Source organism: Metapseudomonas resinovorans, from assembly GCF_002003485.1.
Taxonomy (GTDB): Bacteria; Pseudomonadota; Gammaproteobacteria; order Pseudomonadales; family Pseudomonadaceae; genus Metapseudomonas; species Metapseudomonas resinovorans_D.
In genome coordinates this window covers 41626-57277 of sequence record NZ_BDMA01000086.1, presented here as the reverse complement: position 1 = coordinate 57277, position 15652 = coordinate 41626, and the positions used below count along the sequence as shown (strand labels likewise).

Annotated in this window: 13 protein-coding genes; 6 read left to right on the top strand and 7 right to left on the bottom strand. The window is 64.7% G+C overall.

Annotated elements, in window-relative coordinates:
• Positions 1 to 28: 28 nt before the first annotated feature.
• The 3 genes from betA (at position 29) to MnOB_RS23880 (ending at position 3957) form a co-directional block, all read left to right on the top strand.
• Positions 29 to 1714, top strand: a complete 1686-nt coding sequence (betA, locus tag MnOB_RS23890) for a choline dehydrogenase (protein WP_077526889.1) — start codon at positions 29 to 31, stop codon at positions 1712 to 1714.
• 277 nt (positions 1715 to 1991) lie between these two features.
• Entirely contained in the window at positions 1992 to 2990 is a 999-nt protein-coding gene (locus MnOB_RS23885) for an alpha/beta fold hydrolase (protein ID WP_077526887.1), read from the top strand.
• A gap of 106 nt (positions 2991 to 3096) precedes the next feature.
• The gene (locus tag MnOB_RS23880; protein ID WP_077526885.1) at positions 3097 to 3957 is read left to right on the top strand and encodes a CAP domain-containing protein; all 861 of its coding nucleotides are present in this window, start codon (positions 3097 to 3099) and stop codon (positions 3955 to 3957) included.
• Between the two features lie 250 nt (positions 3958 to 4207).
• Here MnOB_RS23880 and MnOB_RS23875 read toward each other — a convergent pair whose 3' ends face one another.
• Complete coding sequence (locus MnOB_RS23875; RefSeq protein ID WP_077526883.1) at positions 4208 to 4672, bottom strand: MarR family winged helix-turn-helix transcriptional regulator; 465 nt, start codon at positions 4670 to 4672, stop codon at positions 4208 to 4210.
• A gap of 279 nt (positions 4673 to 4951) precedes the next feature.
• Between MnOB_RS23875 and MnOB_RS23870 the strand changes: the two genes are divergently transcribed.
• Positions 4952 to 6346, top strand: a complete 1395-nt coding sequence (locus MnOB_RS23870) for a putative bifunctional diguanylate cyclase/phosphodiesterase (RefSeq protein WP_077526881.1) — start codon at positions 4952 to 4954, stop codon at positions 6344 to 6346.
• Between the two features lie 124 nt (positions 6347 to 6470).
• On the top strand, positions 6471 to 6989 hold the full coding sequence (locus MnOB_RS23865) for a DinB family protein (protein WP_077526879.1): 519 nt from the start codon (positions 6471 to 6473) through the stop codon (positions 6987 to 6989).
• Here MnOB_RS23865 and MnOB_RS23860 read toward each other — a convergent pair.
• The 5 genes from MnOB_RS23860 to MnOB_RS23840 all read right to left on the bottom strand — a co-directional run bounded on the left by MnOB_RS23860 (position 6974) and on the right by MnOB_RS23840 (position 12233).
• The gene (locus MnOB_RS23860; RefSeq protein WP_077526877.1) at positions 6974 to 7903 is read right to left on the bottom strand and encodes a LysR family transcriptional regulator; all 930 of its coding nucleotides are present in this window, start codon (positions 7901 to 7903) and stop codon (positions 6974 to 6976) included. The genes MnOB_RS23865 and MnOB_RS23860 overlap by 16 nt on opposite strands.
• A gap of 73 nt (positions 7904 to 7976) precedes the next feature.
• Positions 7977 to 9782, bottom strand: coding sequence for a monovalent cation:proton antiporter-2 (CPA2) family protein (locus tag MnOB_RS23855; RefSeq protein ID WP_077526875.1), 1806 nt, complete (start codon positions 9780 to 9782; stop codon positions 7977 to 7979).
• Between the two features lie 100 nt (positions 9783 to 9882).
• A complete protein-coding gene (ycaC, locus tag MnOB_RS23850; RefSeq protein WP_077526873.1) occupies positions 9883 to 10503 on the bottom strand; it encodes an isochorismate family cysteine hydrolase YcaC in 621 nt (206 codons plus the stop codon).
• Between the two features lie 56 nt (positions 10504 to 10559).
• Positions 10560 to 11246 carry a hydrolase gene (locus MnOB_RS23845; RefSeq protein ID WP_077526871.1) on the bottom strand — a complete coding sequence of 229 codons (687 nt, stop codon included), beginning with the start codon at positions 11244 to 11246 and terminating at the stop codon, positions 10560 to 10562.
• Between the two features lie 120 nt (positions 11247 to 11366).
• Positions 11367 to 12233 carry a pirin family protein gene (locus MnOB_RS23840; RefSeq protein WP_077526869.1) on the bottom strand — a complete coding sequence of 289 codons (867 nt, stop codon included), beginning with the start codon at positions 12231 to 12233 and terminating at the stop codon, positions 11367 to 11369.
• A 96-nt stretch (positions 12234 to 12329) separates the two neighbouring features.
• Between MnOB_RS23840 and MnOB_RS23835 the strand changes: the two genes are divergently transcribed.
• Entirely contained in the window at positions 12330 to 13238 is a 909-nt protein-coding gene (locus tag MnOB_RS23835; RefSeq protein ID WP_077526936.1) for a LysR family transcriptional regulator, read from the top strand.
• Between the two features lie 433 nt (positions 13239 to 13671).
• Here the strand turns inward: MnOB_RS23835 and MnOB_RS23830 are convergent, their stop codons facing one another.
• Positions 13672 to 15648 (bottom strand): amidohydrolase, encoded by a 1977-nt coding sequence (locus MnOB_RS23830; protein WP_077526867.1) that lies wholly within the window; start codon positions 15646 to 15648, stop codon positions 13672 to 13674.
• Positions 15649 to 15652: the final 4 nt, after the last annotated feature.

The window sequence follows — 15652 nt, the reverse complement described above, 5'->3', positions numbered from 1 at the left end:
CTCGTCCAGTTTCAATGTGAGAAAAATCATGGCTAAGAGATACGACTACATCATCATTGGTGCGGGTTCGGCTGGCTGCGTCCTGGCCAACCGCCTGACCGAGGATGCCGGCACCTCCGTACTGGTCCTGGAGTTCGGCGGTAGCGACCGCAGCGTGCTGATCCAGATGCCCAGCGCCTTTTCCATCCCGATGAACACCAAGAAGTACAACTGGCGCTACGAGACGGTGGCCGAGCCGCATCTCGACGGTCGTCGCCTGCACTGCCCGCGCGGCAAGGTACTGGGCGGTTCGTCCTCGATCAACGGCCTGGTCTACATCCGTGGCCATGCCTATGACTTCGACGAATGGGAAAACCTCGGGGCGAAGAACTGGAGCTACCGCAACTGCCTGCCGTACTTCAAGCGTGCGGAAACCTTCAAGTTCGGCGGCGATGACTACCGGGGTGCCAGCGGCCCGCTGTCCACCAACAACGGCAACAATATGCAGAACCCCCTGTACGGCGCCTGGGTGGAGGCGGGTGCCGAGGCCGGCTACATCAAGACCGAAGACTGCAACGGCTACATGCAGGAAGGCTTCGGCGCCATGCACATGACCGTGAAGGATGGCGTGCGCTGGTCCACCGCCAACGCCTACCTGCGTCCGGCCATGGAGCGCCCCAACCTGACCGTGGTCACCCACGCCATGACCCGGCGCATCCTGCTGGATGGCAAGCGGACGGTGGGTGTGGAATACGACCAGGGTGGCCAGACCCATACCGTGTATTGCAACCGCGAGGTGCTGGTGTCTTCGGGCCCGATCGGTTCGCCGCACTTGCTGCAGCGTTCCGGCATCGGCCCGCAGGAGGTGCTGAAGAAGGCAGGGATCGAAGTTCGCCACGATCTGCCGGGCGTCGGCGAAAACCTCCAGGACCACTCGGAGATCTACATCCAGTACGCCTGCAAGGAGCCGATCACCCTCAACGGCAAGATGGGCTTGCTGGGCAAGGCGCTGATCGGACTGCGCTGGCTGCTGTTCAAGGATGGCCTGGGCGCCAGCAACCACTTCGAGGCCGGCGGCTTCATTCGCTCCGAGCAAGGGCTGCGCTGGCCGGACATCCAGTTCCACTTCCTGCCGGCGGCAATGCGCTACGACGGTGACAAGCCGTTCAAGGGCCATGGCTTCATGATCCTCACCGGCCCCAACAAACCGAAGAGCCGTGGCCACGTCCGCGCCCTGTCGGCCGACCCGTACCAGCACCCGGAAATCCGCTTCAACTACCTGGAAAGCGAAGAGGACCGCGAGGGCTTCCGTCGCTGCGTGCGCCTGACCCGCGAGATCATCGGTCAGCCAGCCATGGACCGTTACCGTGGCGTCGAGCTGGCACCCGGCCCGAACGTGCAGACGGACGAAGAAATCGACGCCTTCGTGCGTGCCAGCATGGAAAGCACCATGCACCCCTGCGGTTCCTGCCGCATGGGTGAGGACGACATGGCCGTGGTGGATTCCGAGCTGCGCGTGCGGGGCATCCAGGGCCTGCGGGTGATCGATTCGTCGGTCTTCCCCACCGAGCCCAATGGCAACCTCAACGCGCCCACCATCATGCTCGCCGAGCGCGCCTCGGACCTGGTGCGCGGCCGCCGTACGCTGACGGCCGAGGATGTGCCGGTGGGGCTGGCGGCCAACTGGGAAAGTGCCCAGCGCAGCCACGCCCCGGTGCGTCAGGTGGGAGTCTGAGGGGTAGGGCGCGAGCTGCTCTGTTCATCAAAAAAAATCCGTGCCCGCTGACGCAACCCTCACCCCCCGCCCCTCTCCCAGAGGGCGAGGGGTGACTCGCGCCGGGAAGGTACAAGCCATCCTGAAGCTCCCTCCGGGCTGAAATTCACTTGCCTTCCCGGCAGGGCAACGACCGTTCGGCGCTCGTCATGAAATTGTCACGGTTCTGTGGCAGAGCGAACGACAGGAATTCATCAGAATCGCGTTCAACTGGGGTTTTGCGTTCTGGATTTCCATCATGCGTGTGCTGATCCTGCTCGCCGCGCTTGTCTGCGGGCTGCCTTCCTTTGCTATCGCCAACGCTCGCTGCGATGTCACCGTGCCGACGGAGACCGTCGACCTGGGCGAGGTGCGTCTGGCGTACCAGAGCGTAGGGCGTGAGCGGGACCCGGCGCTGCTGTTGATCATGGGCCTGGGTGGACAGCTGATTCACTGGCCGGACGAGGTGGTGCAGCGCCTTTGCGAAAGCGGTTTCCGGGTGATTCGCTTCGACAATCGCGATGTCGGCTTGTCAGCCTGGATCGGCCCCGCGCCTTCGACGAACCTGCCTTACGAAGTGGTGCGCTATCGCCTTGGCTTGCCGGTTTCAGCGCCGTACGGCCTGCGCGACATGGCCCGCGATTCCCTGCACCTGCTGGACGCCCTGCACATTCAACAGGCCCATGTACTGGGTGCCAGCATGGGCGGGATGATTGCCCAGCACCTGGCCGACCTCGCTCCGCAGCGGGTGCTCAGCCTGACCCTGATCATGACCAGCTCCGGCGCCCAGGGCTTGCCAGCGCCCAGTCCCGCGCTGCTCGAACTGCTTGCCCGACGCGAGGCACCGAGCCGCGAAGTAGCCATCGAGCAACAGGCCGACCTGCTGGGTGCACTGGGCAGTCCCGATATCAGCGATGATCGCGGGCAGTTGCTGGAGCAGGCCGCCCGCGCTTATGACCGTTCCTTCAATCCCGAAGGCGTGCAGCGGCAGATGCTGGCGATTCTCGCCGAGCCCAGTCGGGTCGACATGCTCAATCGCCTGCAGGTGCCCACGCTGGTGGTACACGGCACGGCCGATCCGCTGCTGCCGGTCATGCACGGCGTACATGTGGCAGCCCATATCAAGGGTTCGGAGCTGAAGCTGATTCCGGGTCTGGCGCACCGCTTCCAGGAGGCCTTCAAGGAGCCGCTGCTGTCGGCGGTGCTACCGCATCTGAAGGCTCATCGCCGCGCCGAGGGGCATGTGGCGCAGCTTTAGCCCTGGTCGGATAGGCTACTGATTTTTTCCACCGCCTCCCGAACCTGCGTCGGGCGGCGCAGTCATACGGCAGCCCGAATCACAACGACTCGCCTGCACGCCATTCATGCGCCCAATCTATCGATCCCTTCGTCTGCTTCCATCCTTGCCACTGGCCCTGCTGTCCCTGTTCACCCACGTCGCCCAGGCGGGCGATGAGCGTCAACTGCTGGCAGAGATCAACGACTACCGGACCCACAACCAACGCTGCGGGTGGAGCAGCGTCCGCGCGGCACCAGCCCTGACTCTTAAATCGAACCTGGCCCTGCCGATCGGGTACTCGGGTGAGCTGCGCCGGGGGCTGCGCGATGCGGGCTACCAGGCCGGTGAGGTGCGGAGCATCCGCTTGTCCGGGGCGCGCAATGCCGGCCTGGCCTTCGACATGCTTCGCGATGACTACTGCGAGGACCTGATGGACCCGAAGGTGACCGATGTCGGCATCAGCCGCAGCGGCAACCAGTGGCGCCTGGTACTGGCCCGACCCATGGTCAGCGCCCAGCTTGGGGATACCCGCTCGGCGGGCCAGGCGTTGCTGGCGCAGGTCAACGCGGCGCGGGCCAAACCGCGACTGTGCGGTGGTAAGCGCTTCGCCGCAGCGCGCCCTCTCGCCTGGAGCTCCGCCCTCGGCAGTGCCGCCCAGCGGCACAGCCGCTCGATGGCCGAACGCGACTATTTCTCCCACAACGATCCCAATGGCGATTCGCCATTCGACCGGGCGCGGGCGGCGGGCTATCGGGGAAAACAAGTCGGCGAGAACATCGCTGCCGGGCAGGGTTCACCACGTGCGGCCATGGACAGCTGGCTGGCGAGCCCTGGCCATTGCGCCAATCTGATGAATCCCCGTTTCACCCAAGTCGGGGCGGCCTACGCTGCGCAAACCCGCAGCGAGAATGGCATCTACTGGACCATGATGTTCGGCGCACCGTGACGGGGCGGAGCCGCTGCCTCAGTGCAGCGGCTCAATGCCAGGCTACTGGTGGCTTCAGGATTGCTTGTGCCTCGCCGGCGCGAGTCACCCCTCTACCTCTGGGAGAGGGGCCGGGGGGTGAGGGTTGCCTCAGGCTGGCGCAGAGGCTCGGAAGGTCTGTTAGCGCATCAATCCCACCACAGCATCGACGGCATTCGTTGGGCTTCGCATCGCTCAGCCGCAACCTACCCAACCTACGCAAGCGCGCCACTCACTTGCGGTTGCCGGACGATTTGATGAGGTTGTCGCGCAGTGCCACGACCGCCTGTTGCATGCGCACGAATTCATCGGAGTCCAGGCCCGTTGCACCGTTGAGTGCGGTTTCCGCGCTTTGCTCGCGAAGGTCCTTGCCAGCTTTCGTCAGGCTGACGCGCACCTGGCGCTCGTCCTCGGGATCGCGCTGACGCTGGACCAGGCCCATCCCCTCGAGCTTCTTCAGCATCGGCGTGAGCGTGTTCGATTCCAGGAAGAGCTTTTCACCGAGACTGCCCACGGTCTGATTGTCTTCGTCCCATAGCGCGACGATGGCGATGAACTGCGTATAGGTCAGCCCGAGCTGCTCGAGAATCGGCTTGTACGCCTTGCCGAAGGCCAGGTTCGCGGAATAGACCGCGAAGCACAGGAAGTCTGAGAGCGGGGCCGGTTTCGCCGGGGTCAGGCTGCTGGTGGATTTCATCTGCTTCCTCGTTGGACAAATGCCGGTTTCTCGAATGCCTGGACTATAAATCGCATGCGAGAACATCGGAAGTGCCCGAGTTGAGGGTCTGACCAACTGCATCTGCAAACCGATTCGAGAACGGAGGTACAGGCGACGGCCGGTATTCCCCGGGAGAAAGTCGGGCGGCTGGGACTCGGACTTGACCGCTGGCCCCCGTGTGTCGTCCTTCAATCCAATGCCAATTTGCAATCACGCAATCACCCTCAAGAATGAATAGGGTCGGCAAAGGGATTTTCCATGACCCCCATCTCCGCGTTCTTCAAGCGCGTCCAACTGCTGTGGCAGTCGCCTGACCTCGCCCTGGTCGGCCAGCGCCGAGAGCGGCGCATGCGTTTGCTGGCGAGCGGGCTCATGGTGCTCATGGGGCTGTTCTGGGGCGGTTACTTCGTTGTGCGGGGAGAGTGGGGCATCGTCCCGATGGATATGGCCCTGATCGTCTGCGGTCTGGGCGTGTTCGCCCTGACCCTGCGCAACCGGACGCGCGCGGCCAACCTGTTGCTGTTCGGGGTGCTGATCGTCGTCATCCTGATTTCCTCCCTGCTGCTGGACGTGCCGACGGCGGCGGCGCCACGGGCGTCCCACCTGTACTTCCTGCCCCTGGCCCTGGCGGCGCTCATGGCCTTTCGCGACGAACCCCGGCGGCTGCGCTACGGCGTCACCTTTGTGTGCCTGGCGCTGTTCACCTGGCTGGCATCTTCTTCCTGGAGCCCGATCACCGGTTACAGCCTGCCGGACGAGGTGCGGGTGGTCGGTTCCTGGGTCCAGGGCGTGGCGTCCATGGCGATGTTCTTCATGCTGTTGCACATCCTGCAGACGGATGCGGTGGAGCGCTCGGAGCTCGACCGTGACCTGCGCACCGCCCTGCGCGAGGAGCAGTTCGTCCTGCATTACCAGCCGCAACTGGACTCCAAGGATCGGGTGGTGGCGGCTGAGGTGCTGATCCGCTGGCGCCATCCGCAACGCGGACTGGTAGCGCCGGGCGAATTCATCGACCACGCCGAGAAGAACGGCCTGATGCTGCCCATCGGCCAATGGGTGTTGCGCCAGACCTGCGCGCAGCTGCGCGCGTGGAAGGATGATCCGGATTTCCACGAACTGGGCCTGGCGGTGAATATCAGCCAGAACCAGTTTCGCCAGTCGACCTTCGTGGCCGAGGTGTTGGCGCTGATCGCGGAACACGACATCGAGGCGCGGCGCCTGGAGCTGGAGTTGACCGAAACCCTGGTGGTGCAGGACCTGGAAGACCTGACGCAGAAGATGACCGCGCTGGTGGAGCAGGGGGTGCGTTTCTCCCTGGATGACTTCGGCACCGGCTTCTCGTCCCTGAGCCACCTCAAGCGCCTGCCCTTGAGCAAGCTGAAGATCGACCGTTCCTTCATCTGCGACGTGCTGAGCGATGCCAGCAGCGAAACCATCGTGCGCACCGTGATCGCCCTGGGACGCAGCATGGGGCTGGCGGTGATCGCCGAAGGCGTGGAAACCGAAGCGCAGCAGCGGTTCCTCATCGGCAATGGTTGCCGGCAGTTCCAGGGCTACCTGTTCAGCCGACCGCTGCCGCCGGAGGCGTTCGCCGAGTACGTGCGGCGGCGCAATGCGCAGGTTCCGGACCAGGAGCGGGCCGAGGCCCTGTAGGCATTTCCAGCCGTCGGCCAATGAATTCCGCGCACTGCCGCCGGGCCTACACTCCTTCTGCCGCCGATGGTCGTCGTTCCCGCCGCACCTGCCATTGGCCCTACTCCGAGCAGGAGGACATCCGATGATCAACGCCTCCACGGCGAGGATGCTCGCCCACTACAAGCAGTGGGTCGATGAACGGCTCTTCGAGGATCTGGCGGGGTTACCGCCCGGCGAGGTCTGCAAGGAACGCGTGACCCTGTGCAAAAGCATCCTCGGCACCCTGAACCATATCCACGTCATCGATTGCATCTGGCGTGCCCACCTGGAACGCCGGCCGCACCCCTACAAGACACGGCTGGAAGTTCCCTATCCCGAGTTCGACGACCTTCGCGCCGCACAGGCCGCGATGAATGACTGGTTCGTCTCATGGAGCGCCGCGCAGACCAATGAATCGCTGAACACGCCCGTGGAGTTCGTCTTTTGTTCCGGGGACCCCGGCGTGATGACTGCGGGTGCCATGCTGATGCACGTGGTTAACCATGCGTCCTACCACCGTGGCAGCGTGATCCAGATGTACTTCGAGATTCCCGCGCGGCCGCCAATCACCGATCTCCCGGTATTCCTGCGCGAAACCCAGCCCCTCTACGCGGCGGGCTGATCGGGCATCGCCGGCGCGGCCATGTGCTGCACGATCAGTTCGCGCAGCCAGCGTTCGGCGGGATCGTTGTCGGTGCCGCTGCTCCAGACCATGGAGAGTTCGGAGGTGAAGATGGGGAAGGGCGGCTCATCGGCGCGCAATCCGCATCCTTCGATCAGCGCATTTGCCGCATAGTCCGGGACGGTGGCGAGCATTTCGGTGCCGGCCAGGATCGAGCGCAGTCCGCTGAACTGCGGCACCGCCAGCACCACGCGTCGGCTGCGGCCAACTCGCGCCAGGTCGTTGTCGATGTTCCCGGTCAGGTCGCCCGAGAACGACACCAGCGCGTGGGGGCGCGAGCAGTAGTCATCCAGGGTGAGTGTGCCGGGACGGTCGTCGCCGCGCAGGATCTTGCAGCGCAGATTGCGCAGCCGTTTGCGCTTGGCATTGGCCGGCAGCTCCGTGGTGTAGCTGACGCCGACCGAGATTTCCCCGGAAGCGAGCATCGCCGACATGAGCAGGAAGTTGACCCGACGCACCACCACTATGCTGTCGGGCGCTTCCTCACGGAGCTGGTGGATCAGGGGAGGGAACAGGCCGAACTCGACATCGTCCGACAGGCCGATCCGGAAGGTATTGCGATAGGTGGAGGGGTTGAACTCCTTCGCCCGGCTGACGGCACTGGAGATCGAGTCCAGCGCCGGTTGCAGTTCGTCGAGTATTTCCAGTGCCCGTTTGGTGGGTTCGAAGACACGGCCGTTGCGGACCAGCAGCGGGTCGTCGAAGAGGTCGCGCAAACGGGCCAGCGCCGCGCTGACCGCAGGCTGGCCGAGGAAGAGTTTCTCTGATGCGCGAGTCAGGTTCTTCTCGTACATCAGGGTCTCGAAGACCACCAGCAGGTTCAGGTCCACACGACGCAGGTCGTTCCGGTTCATCAGGGGCCCCCTCTTGAATCTGCCTTGAGTAAAGCTGATCCGTTCGCCGGCGACCGGGCCACGCCGCCGGCGGCTATTTCACCGCCTTGTCCTCGATCAGGTCGGCGTCGAACAGGTGTTCCAGCTCCGTACGGGCTTCACGGGCGGTCTGGACCACGGCGGCGTCGTCGTCATAGACGTTGTGCTGGGCGGCCAGGACTTCCTCGTCGTGGCGCTGGAAACGGCGAATGCGGGCGCTGGCTCGCTCTTCGTCGAGACCCAGGCCAAGCAGGGCCTGGCGGCTCATTTCCAGGGCGGAATGGAAGGTTTCGCGCACGGGCACGGCGCCCAGGTCGAGCAGGCGGTGGACATGCTGGCGGTTGCGCGCGCGGGCGATCACCTTGACGTGCGGGTAGAGGCGCTTGACCAGTTCGGTGATCTTCAGGTTCGTGTCCGGATCATCGGTGGCGATGATGAGGAACTCGGCCTTGTCCACCTTGGCTGCACGGAGGATTTCCGCCCGCAACGGGTCGCCGTAGTAGATGGGCATGCGGCCCAGGCTGCGCCCGTATTCGATCATGTCCACTGCGGTATCCAGGGCAACGAAAGGAACCTGCTGGGCGCGCAGCACGCGGGCGATGATCTGGCCCATGCGGCCCATGCCGGCAACCACCACGCGGGGCGCGTCGCTGTCGATGCGCTGGTACTCGGCCGGCACCTCCACCGCTTCCGGCGCAACGACCAGGCGGCGGAACAGGCCCAGCACCAGCAGCGGCGTCACGGCCATGGACAGAGTGATGCTGAGCACCAGCAGGCCGTGCAGGCGGGCGTCGAGCATGCCCTGCTCGAAAGCCACCTTGAACACCACGAAGGCGAACTCGCCACCTGCAGCCAGGACGATGCCCAAGCGCAACGCATGGGCGCGCTCCAGTCCACCGGCGAAGCGGCCCACCAGATAGAGCAGCGGCAGTTTCGCCATCAGCAGCAGAACGGTCAGCACCATGACCGCGAACGGCTCGTTCAGCAGCAGGCTGAGGTCGGCGCTCATGCCCACGCTCATGAAGAACAGGCCCAGCAGCAGGCCCTTGAAGGGCTCGATCTGCGCTTCCAGTTCATGGCGGTATTCGGAGTCCGCCAGCAGCAGGCCGGCGATGAAGGCGCCAAGGGCCATGGAAACGCCCGCCAACTCCATCAGCCAGGCGGTGCCGACCACCACCAGCAGCGAGGTGGCGGTGGAAACCTCTTTCAGCCCGGCTTTCAGCACGGCGCGGAATATCGGCCGCAGCAGGTAGCGGCCACCGATGATCACTGCACCGATGCTGGCCACTGCCAGCAACACGTCATGCAGGTCGACGCCTTCCGTGTCGAACTCGCCAGCACCGCTGAGCAGCGGCAGCAGGGCAATCAACGGGATGGCGGCGATGTCCTGGAACAGCAGGATGGCGAAGGCCAGGCGGCCGTGGGGGCTGGTCAGTTCCTTGCGCTCGGCGAGTATCTGCAGGCCGAAGGCGGTGGACGAGAGTGCCAGGCCGAAACCCAGGACGGCTGCGGTGTTCAGGCTCTTGGCGAACACCAGCCAGGCCACCAGGCCAATGACCAGGGCGGTGAGCAGGACCTGGGCGAGGCCTGCACCGAACACCGAGCGGCGCATCACCCAGAGACGGCGGGGCGAGAGCTCCAGGCCGATGATGAAGAGCAACAGCACCACGCCGAGTTCGGACACGTGGGCGACGCTTTGGGGATCGTTGACCAGGCCTAGTACGGAAGGGCCGATCAGCACCCCCGCCAGCAGGTAGCCCAGTACAGCGCCAAGCTGCAAGCGCTTGGCCAGGGGGACGGTGATTACGGCGGCGAACAGGAACACCACCGCTGCCTGCAGCAGGCTGCCGTCATGGGGCATGGGTCACTCCTCAGTCATGCTGCTTGAAGGGGGCGACATCTTAGATCAGAGAGGTGGACTGGGGCAGGAACCGCGCCAATACGACGCGGTTCCCGGTGGTTCACTTCGTGAGCGTGGTGTAGCTGGTGATCAGATTGCGGTAGTCGGGGATGTGGTTGGAGAACAGGGTACCCAGGCCTTCGATGTCGTTGCGCCAGTCGCGGTGCAGCTCGCAGGCCACGCCGAACCAGGTCATCAACTGCGCACCGGCAGCTTCCATGCGGCGCCAGGCGGCGTCACGGGTGACTTCGTTGAAAGTGCCGGACGCGTCGGCAACGACGAATACGTCAAAACCTTCTTCAAGGGCCGACAGTGCCGGGAAGGCCACGCAGACCTCGGTCACCACGCCCGCGATGATCAGCTGCTTCTTGCCGGTGGCTTTCACCGCCTTGACGAAGTCCTCGTTGTCCCAGGCGTTGATGTTGCCGGGACGGGCGATGTAGGGGGCGTCGGGGAACTGCTCTTTCAGCTCGGGCACCAGCGGGCCGTTGGGGCCGGTCTCGAAGCTGGTGGTGAGGATGGTCGGCAGCTTGAAGTACTTGGCCAGGTCACCCAGGGCCAGCACGTTGTTCTTGAATTTGTCCGGGTCGATGTCCCGTACCAGGGAGAGCAGGCCGGTCTGGTGGTCGACCAGCAGCACGGCGGCGTTGTTCTTGTCCAGACGCTTGTATTGGAAAGACATGGCATTTTCCTCGCTTGGTTGAGCGTCCGCCCTTGTGGGGCAGGCGCAGGAATTTTTCAGCGTTGCGAATCCAGCACTTCGTTGTCCCTGGCCACCTGCTGGGCTTTTCCGTAGCTCTCGATCAGCAGTTGGTAGTGCGGGAATACATGACTATAGGCGGCGGCCCACTCGGCGGCGTCGGGGCGGTTCCAGGTGCGCTGCACCTCGGAGCAGACGGCGGCGGTGTCCATGGGCACCACGCCGGCCTGGACGACGCGCGCCAGGGTGATTTCCTGGGCCATCTTGGAGTAGGTGCCTGACGCGTCGATGACAGCGAAGACCCGATAGCCGGCGTTGACCGCGCTGATGCTGGGGAAGGCCATGCACACGCTGGTGATGGTGCCGGCGATGATCAGGGTCTTGCGGCCGGTGGCTTCCACCGCCGCCACGAACTCGGGGTTGTCCCAGGCGTTGATCTCGCCCTTGCGCGCCACGTATCGGGCGTGGGGCGCGGCCTCGTGGATTTCCGGAATCAACGGACCGTTGGGCCCCTGGGGCACGGAGGCCGTGGTGATCACCGGCATCTTCGCAAGGGTGGCGACCTTGGCCAGGGTGATGGCGTTGGAGCGCAGCTCGGTCATGGGCATGTCCTTGACCGTCTGGAACAGCCCGCTCTGGTGATCGATCAGCAGCATCGCGGCGTCATCGGGGTCGATCCTCGGGATCTGGCCGTTGAAGTTGGCGATCTGGGCGAAGTTGCTCATGGCGTCTTACCTCTTTCTCAGGGTGATGGCCGTCCTGGCCGAAGCGGTTGCCCGCCGGCCCACGAATCCGTCGTGGGGGATTGACCAGACTAGGCAGGCGCCCGGCCCGGCGTGTGACCGTCAGTCGTCCATGTGGCCGAAGTGGCCGCTCTGGAAGTCCTGGATCGCCTGGCGTATCTCGGCTTCGCTGTTCATCACGAAGGGGCCGTAACCGACGACCGGCTCGTCGATGGGGTCGCCGGAAAGCAGCAGCACCAGGGCCTGGTCATTGGCCTCCAGCAACAGTTCTTCGCCGGCGGGTTCGAACAGTGCCAACTGCCCTTCGCGCACCAGTTCCTCGCCGTTCACCAGCAAGGTGCCGCGCAGTACCACCAGGGCGGTGTTGCGGCCGGGTCGGAGGCTTAGGCTGACCGGCTTCTCACGGTTCAGGCGGATGTCCCACACGTCCATCTCCGTGAAGGTGCGTGCCGGACCGCGCTTGCCGGCAAACTCGCCAGCGATCAGGCGCAGGCTGCCGGCAGCGTCCGGTAAGGGCAGGTGGGGAATGTCGGCATCCAAGATGGTCTGGTAGCCGGGCTCCGCCAGCTTGTCGCGGGCCGGCAGGTTGACCCAGAGCTGGACCATTTCCAGGGTGCCGCCACTGCGGGTGAAGGCTTCGGAGTGGAACTCCTCATGGAGGATGCCCGAGGCCGCGGTCATCCATTGCACGTCACCGGGTCCGATCAGCCCGCCGGCACCGGTGGAGTCCCGGTGCTCCAGTTCGCCCTGGTAGACGATGGTCACGGTCTCGAAACCCCGGTGCGGATGCTGGCCGACGCCGCGTGGACGTTCGGCAGGGGCGAATTCGGCGGGGCCGGCGTAGTCCAGCAGCAGGAACGGGCTGATGTGTTTGCCCAGGCTGTCGTAGGAAAACAGCGTGCGAACCGGGAAACCGTCGCCCACCCAATGGGGCCTGGGGCTGGTGTAGATACCGCGGATCTTTTTCATGGTGTGCCTCCTGAAGTGCATGGGGCACATATTGAAACTGCAACACTGGGTCCGGTAGTCGGGATAAATTGGCTTCAGAGTCCTATTTGGAGAACGCTGGTGGAAGACCTCAACGACCTCTACTACTTCGCCCAGGTGGTGGAGCACGGCGGCTTTGCCCCGGCTGGGCGGGCGCTGGACATGCCCAAGTCCAAGCTCAGCCGACGCATCGCCAACCTCGAAGAGCGGCTGGGCGTGCGGCTGATCCAGCGCTCGACGCGGCATTTCTCGGTCACCGAGATCGGCCAGGAGTATTACCGCCATTGCGTGGCCATGATGGTGGAGGCGGAGGGCGCCGCCGAGGTGATCGAGCGCAATCGCTCCGAACCCCAGGGCGTGGTGCGGATCAGTTGCCCCACCGCGCTGCTGGATTTCTGGGTAGGGCCGATGCTGAGCCAGTTCATGGTGAAGTACCCGCTGGTGCAGCTGCACATCGACAGCACCAACCGCCAGGTGGACCTCATCCAGGAAGGCATCGACATCGCCCTGCGGGTGCGCTTCCCGCCGCTGGAAAGCACCGATCTGGTGATGAAGGTGCTGGCCAACAGCACACAGTGGCTGGTGGCCAGCCCAAGACTGCTGGAGAACATTCCGCAACCCCTGGTGCCCGCGGACCTGGCGAGCCTGCCAAGCCTGCACTGGGGTGCGCCGTTACGCGAGTACATCTGGCACCTGGATGGCCCCGACGGCGCCAGCGCTGCCGTACGCCATCATCCCCGACTGGTTACCGACGATTTGCTGATGCTGCGTCAGGCAGCCGAAGCCGGGGTAGGGGTGGTGCATATTCCGTGGGTGGTGGTGCGGGATGAACTGGCCAGCGGCCGATTGGTACAGGTAACGCCTGGCTGGGCACCGAGAACCGGCATCGTGCATGCCGTTTTCCCCTCTCGGCGCGGCCTGTTGCCCTCGGTACGGACCTTGATCGACTTCCTGGCGGAGGAGTTCAAGGAAAGCGGGATGATGTGAGCTGCCCCCAGCCGCGGGTCTGCCCTGCGGAATGGCCGGGGCAACTGCGTTGCCCTTGGCGAATGAATTCGCCCCTACAAGGTATGGGTGCTCACTGCGGGATATGTGCGGGGCGAGATTCGCTTTTCCTGTGGGGGCTGCTCAATGGAATTGCAGGGGGCAACGGTGTTGCCCTTTAGCGAATGAATTCGCCCCCTGCAAGGTATGGGGGCCTGCCGTGGGATAGGTGCGGGGCGCGGTTTGCATTACCTGTAGGGGCGATTTCAATCGCCAAGCAGGCCGAAGGTCTGCCCAACGGGATTGCAGGGGGGCAACTGCGTTGCCCTTGGCGAATAAATTCGCCCCTACAGGTGTGGGAGCGAATTCATTCGCGATCAAGGGGCAGGCCTGCGGCCTGCTTTCGTGATTGAAATCACTCCCACAGGGGCCGGGGTCAAAAGGCAAAGCAGGAACAGCCCAGTGCCCCCCAGAAGCCCTGGAAGTCACTCACCGGCACGCTCGACTGGCGCGCCCGTTCGTGGCTGTGGGCGTGCACGGTGCAGGCGCCGACACACTGGTGCACCTGGGCGGCGAGCGGGGCGGCGGGCTTCCAGTGCCCAGGCACCTTCGCCACCGGCGACCACTCCGGCAGCACCGGCACTTGCGGCGGGCCGAGCTTGTCGAACTCGCCGGCGGCGTAAACCACCTTGCCATCGACTACGGTCAGCACCGACTCGATCCACTTGATTGCTTCTTCCTCGACGCTGAAGAAGTCCGCCGACAGGGCTGCCAGGTCGGCCAACTGGCCCACCTTGATCTGCCCCTTCTTGCCCTGCTCACTGGAGAACCAGGCGCTGCCATGGGTGAACAGCTGCAGCGCGGTGTCGCGACTGAGGCCCTGGGGATAAAGCTCCAGGCCGCCGACGGTCTTGCCGCTGACCAGCCAGTACAGCGAAGTCCAGGGGTTGTAGCTGGACACGCGGGTGGCATCGGTGCCAGCGCCCACCGGCACGCCTTCGGCGAGCATGCGCTGGATCGGTGGGGTCTTTTCGGCGGCCTTGGCGCCGTAGCGGTCGACGAAGTACTCACCCTGGAAGGCCATGCGGTCCTGGATGGCGATGCCGCCGCCGAGGGCGCGGACCCGCTCGATGTTTTTCGGCGAGATGGTTTCGGCGTGGTCGAAGAACCAGGGCAGGCCGTTGAACGGGATGTCGCGGTTGACCTTCTCGAACACGTCGAGCATGCGCGAGATCGATTCGTCGTAGGTGGCGTGCAGGCGGAACGGCCAGCGCTGCTCCACCAGGTGGCGCACCACCGGCTCCAGCTCCTGCTCCATGCTTGGCGCGAGGTCCGGGCGCGGTTCGAGGAAGTCCTCGAAGTCGGCGGCGGAGAACACCAGCATCTCGCCGGCGCCGTTGTGGCGCAGGAAGTCGGTGCCGTCACCCGGCTTCACCACCTTGCTCCAGTTCTTGAAGTCTGTGAGCTCTTCCTTGGGTTTCTGGGTGAACAGGTTGTAGGCGATGCGCACGCTCAGTTGGCCGTTGTTGGCCAGTTCCTGAATCACCTGGTAGTCGTCCGGGTAGTTCTGGTAGCCGCCGCCGGCGTCGATGGCGCTGGTCAGACCGAGGCGATTGAGCTCGCGCATGAACTGGCGGGTGGAGTTGACCTGGTACTCCAACGGCAGCTTCGGGCCCTTGGCCAGGGTGGCGTAGAGGATGGTGGCGTTGGGCCGGGCGATGAGCATGCCGGTGGGGTTGCCGTTGCCGTCGCGCTGGATTTCACCGCCGGGCGGGTTGGGGGTGTCCTTGGTGTAGCCGACTGCCTTCAGCGCGGCGCGGTTGAGCAGCGCGCGGTCATACAGATGAAGGATAAACACCGGGGTGTCCGGCGCCGCGCGGTTGATTTCCTCCAGGGTCGGCATGCGCTTTTCGGCGAACTGGAATTCGTTCCAGCCACCGACCACCCGCACCCACTGCGGGCTGGGGGTGCGATCGGCCTGGTCTTTCAGCATGCGCAGGGCATCGGCCAGGGATGGCACGCCTTCCCAGCGCAATTCGAGGTTGTAGTTGAGACCGCCACGGATCAGGTGCAGGTGCGAGTCGTTGAGGCCGGGAATGACCGTGCGTTGCTTGAGGTCGATGACCTGGGTGGCGTCGCCGCGCAGGGCCATGGCTTCGGCATCGGTGCCGACGGCGAGGAAGCGGCCGTCCTTGATGGCCACGGCGCTGGCGTTGGGTTTCTCGCGGTCGACCGTGTGCAGGCGGCCGTTGAACAGGATCAGGTCAGCGGACATGGAACCCCCTGAGGTGGCATGGGCGACGCCTGCGGCGCCGGCGAAGGGCAGTGCGGACCAGAGTGCGCCAGCGGCGCCAAGCACAGTGCTGGCGGCGAGGAACTGGCGGCGGCTGTTGTTGGTTGGGTCTTCGCTCATGGAA

Coding starts and splice junctions, on each gene's coding strand:
- betA (WP_077526889.1), top strand. CDS start 29: ATGGCTAAGAGATACGACTACATCATCATTGGTGCGGGTTCGGCTGGC.
- MnOB_RS23885 (WP_077526887.1), top strand. CDS start 1,992: ATGCGTGTGCTGATCCTGCTCGCCGCGCTTGTCTGCGGGCTGCCTTCC.
- MnOB_RS23880 (WP_077526885.1), top strand. CDS start 3,097: ATGCGCCCAATCTATCGATCCCTTCGTCTGCTTCCATCCTTGCCACTG.
- MnOB_RS23875 (WP_077526883.1), bottom strand. CDS start 4,672: ATGAAATCCACCAGCAGCCTGACCCCGGCGAAACCGGCCCCGCTCTCA.
- MnOB_RS23870 (WP_077526881.1), top strand. CDS start 4,952: ATGACCCCCATCTCCGCGTTCTTCAAGCGCGTCCAACTGCTGTGGCAG.
- MnOB_RS23865 (WP_077526879.1), top strand. CDS start 6,471: ATGATCAACGCCTCCACGGCGAGGATGCTCGCCCACTACAAGCAGTGG.
- MnOB_RS23860 (WP_077526877.1), bottom strand. CDS start 7,903: ATGAACCGGAACGACCTGCGTCGTGTGGACCTGAACCTGCTGGTGGTC.
- MnOB_RS23855 (WP_077526875.1), bottom strand. CDS start 9,782: ATGCCCCATGACGGCAGCCTGCTGCAGGCAGCGGTGGTGTTCCTGTTC.
- ycaC (WP_077526873.1), bottom strand. CDS start 10,503: ATGTCTTTCCAATACAAGCGTCTGGACAAGAACAACGCCGCCGTGCTG.
- MnOB_RS23845 (WP_077526871.1), bottom strand. CDS start 11,246: ATGAGCAACTTCGCCCAGATCGCCAACTTCAACGGCCAGATCCCGAGG.
- MnOB_RS23840 (WP_077526869.1), bottom strand. CDS start 12,233: ATGAAAAAGATCCGCGGTATCTACACCAGCCCCAGGCCCCATTGGGTG.
- MnOB_RS23830 (WP_077526867.1), bottom strand. CDS start 15,648: ATGAGCGAAGACCCAACCAACAACAGCCGCCGCCAGTTCCTCGCCGCC.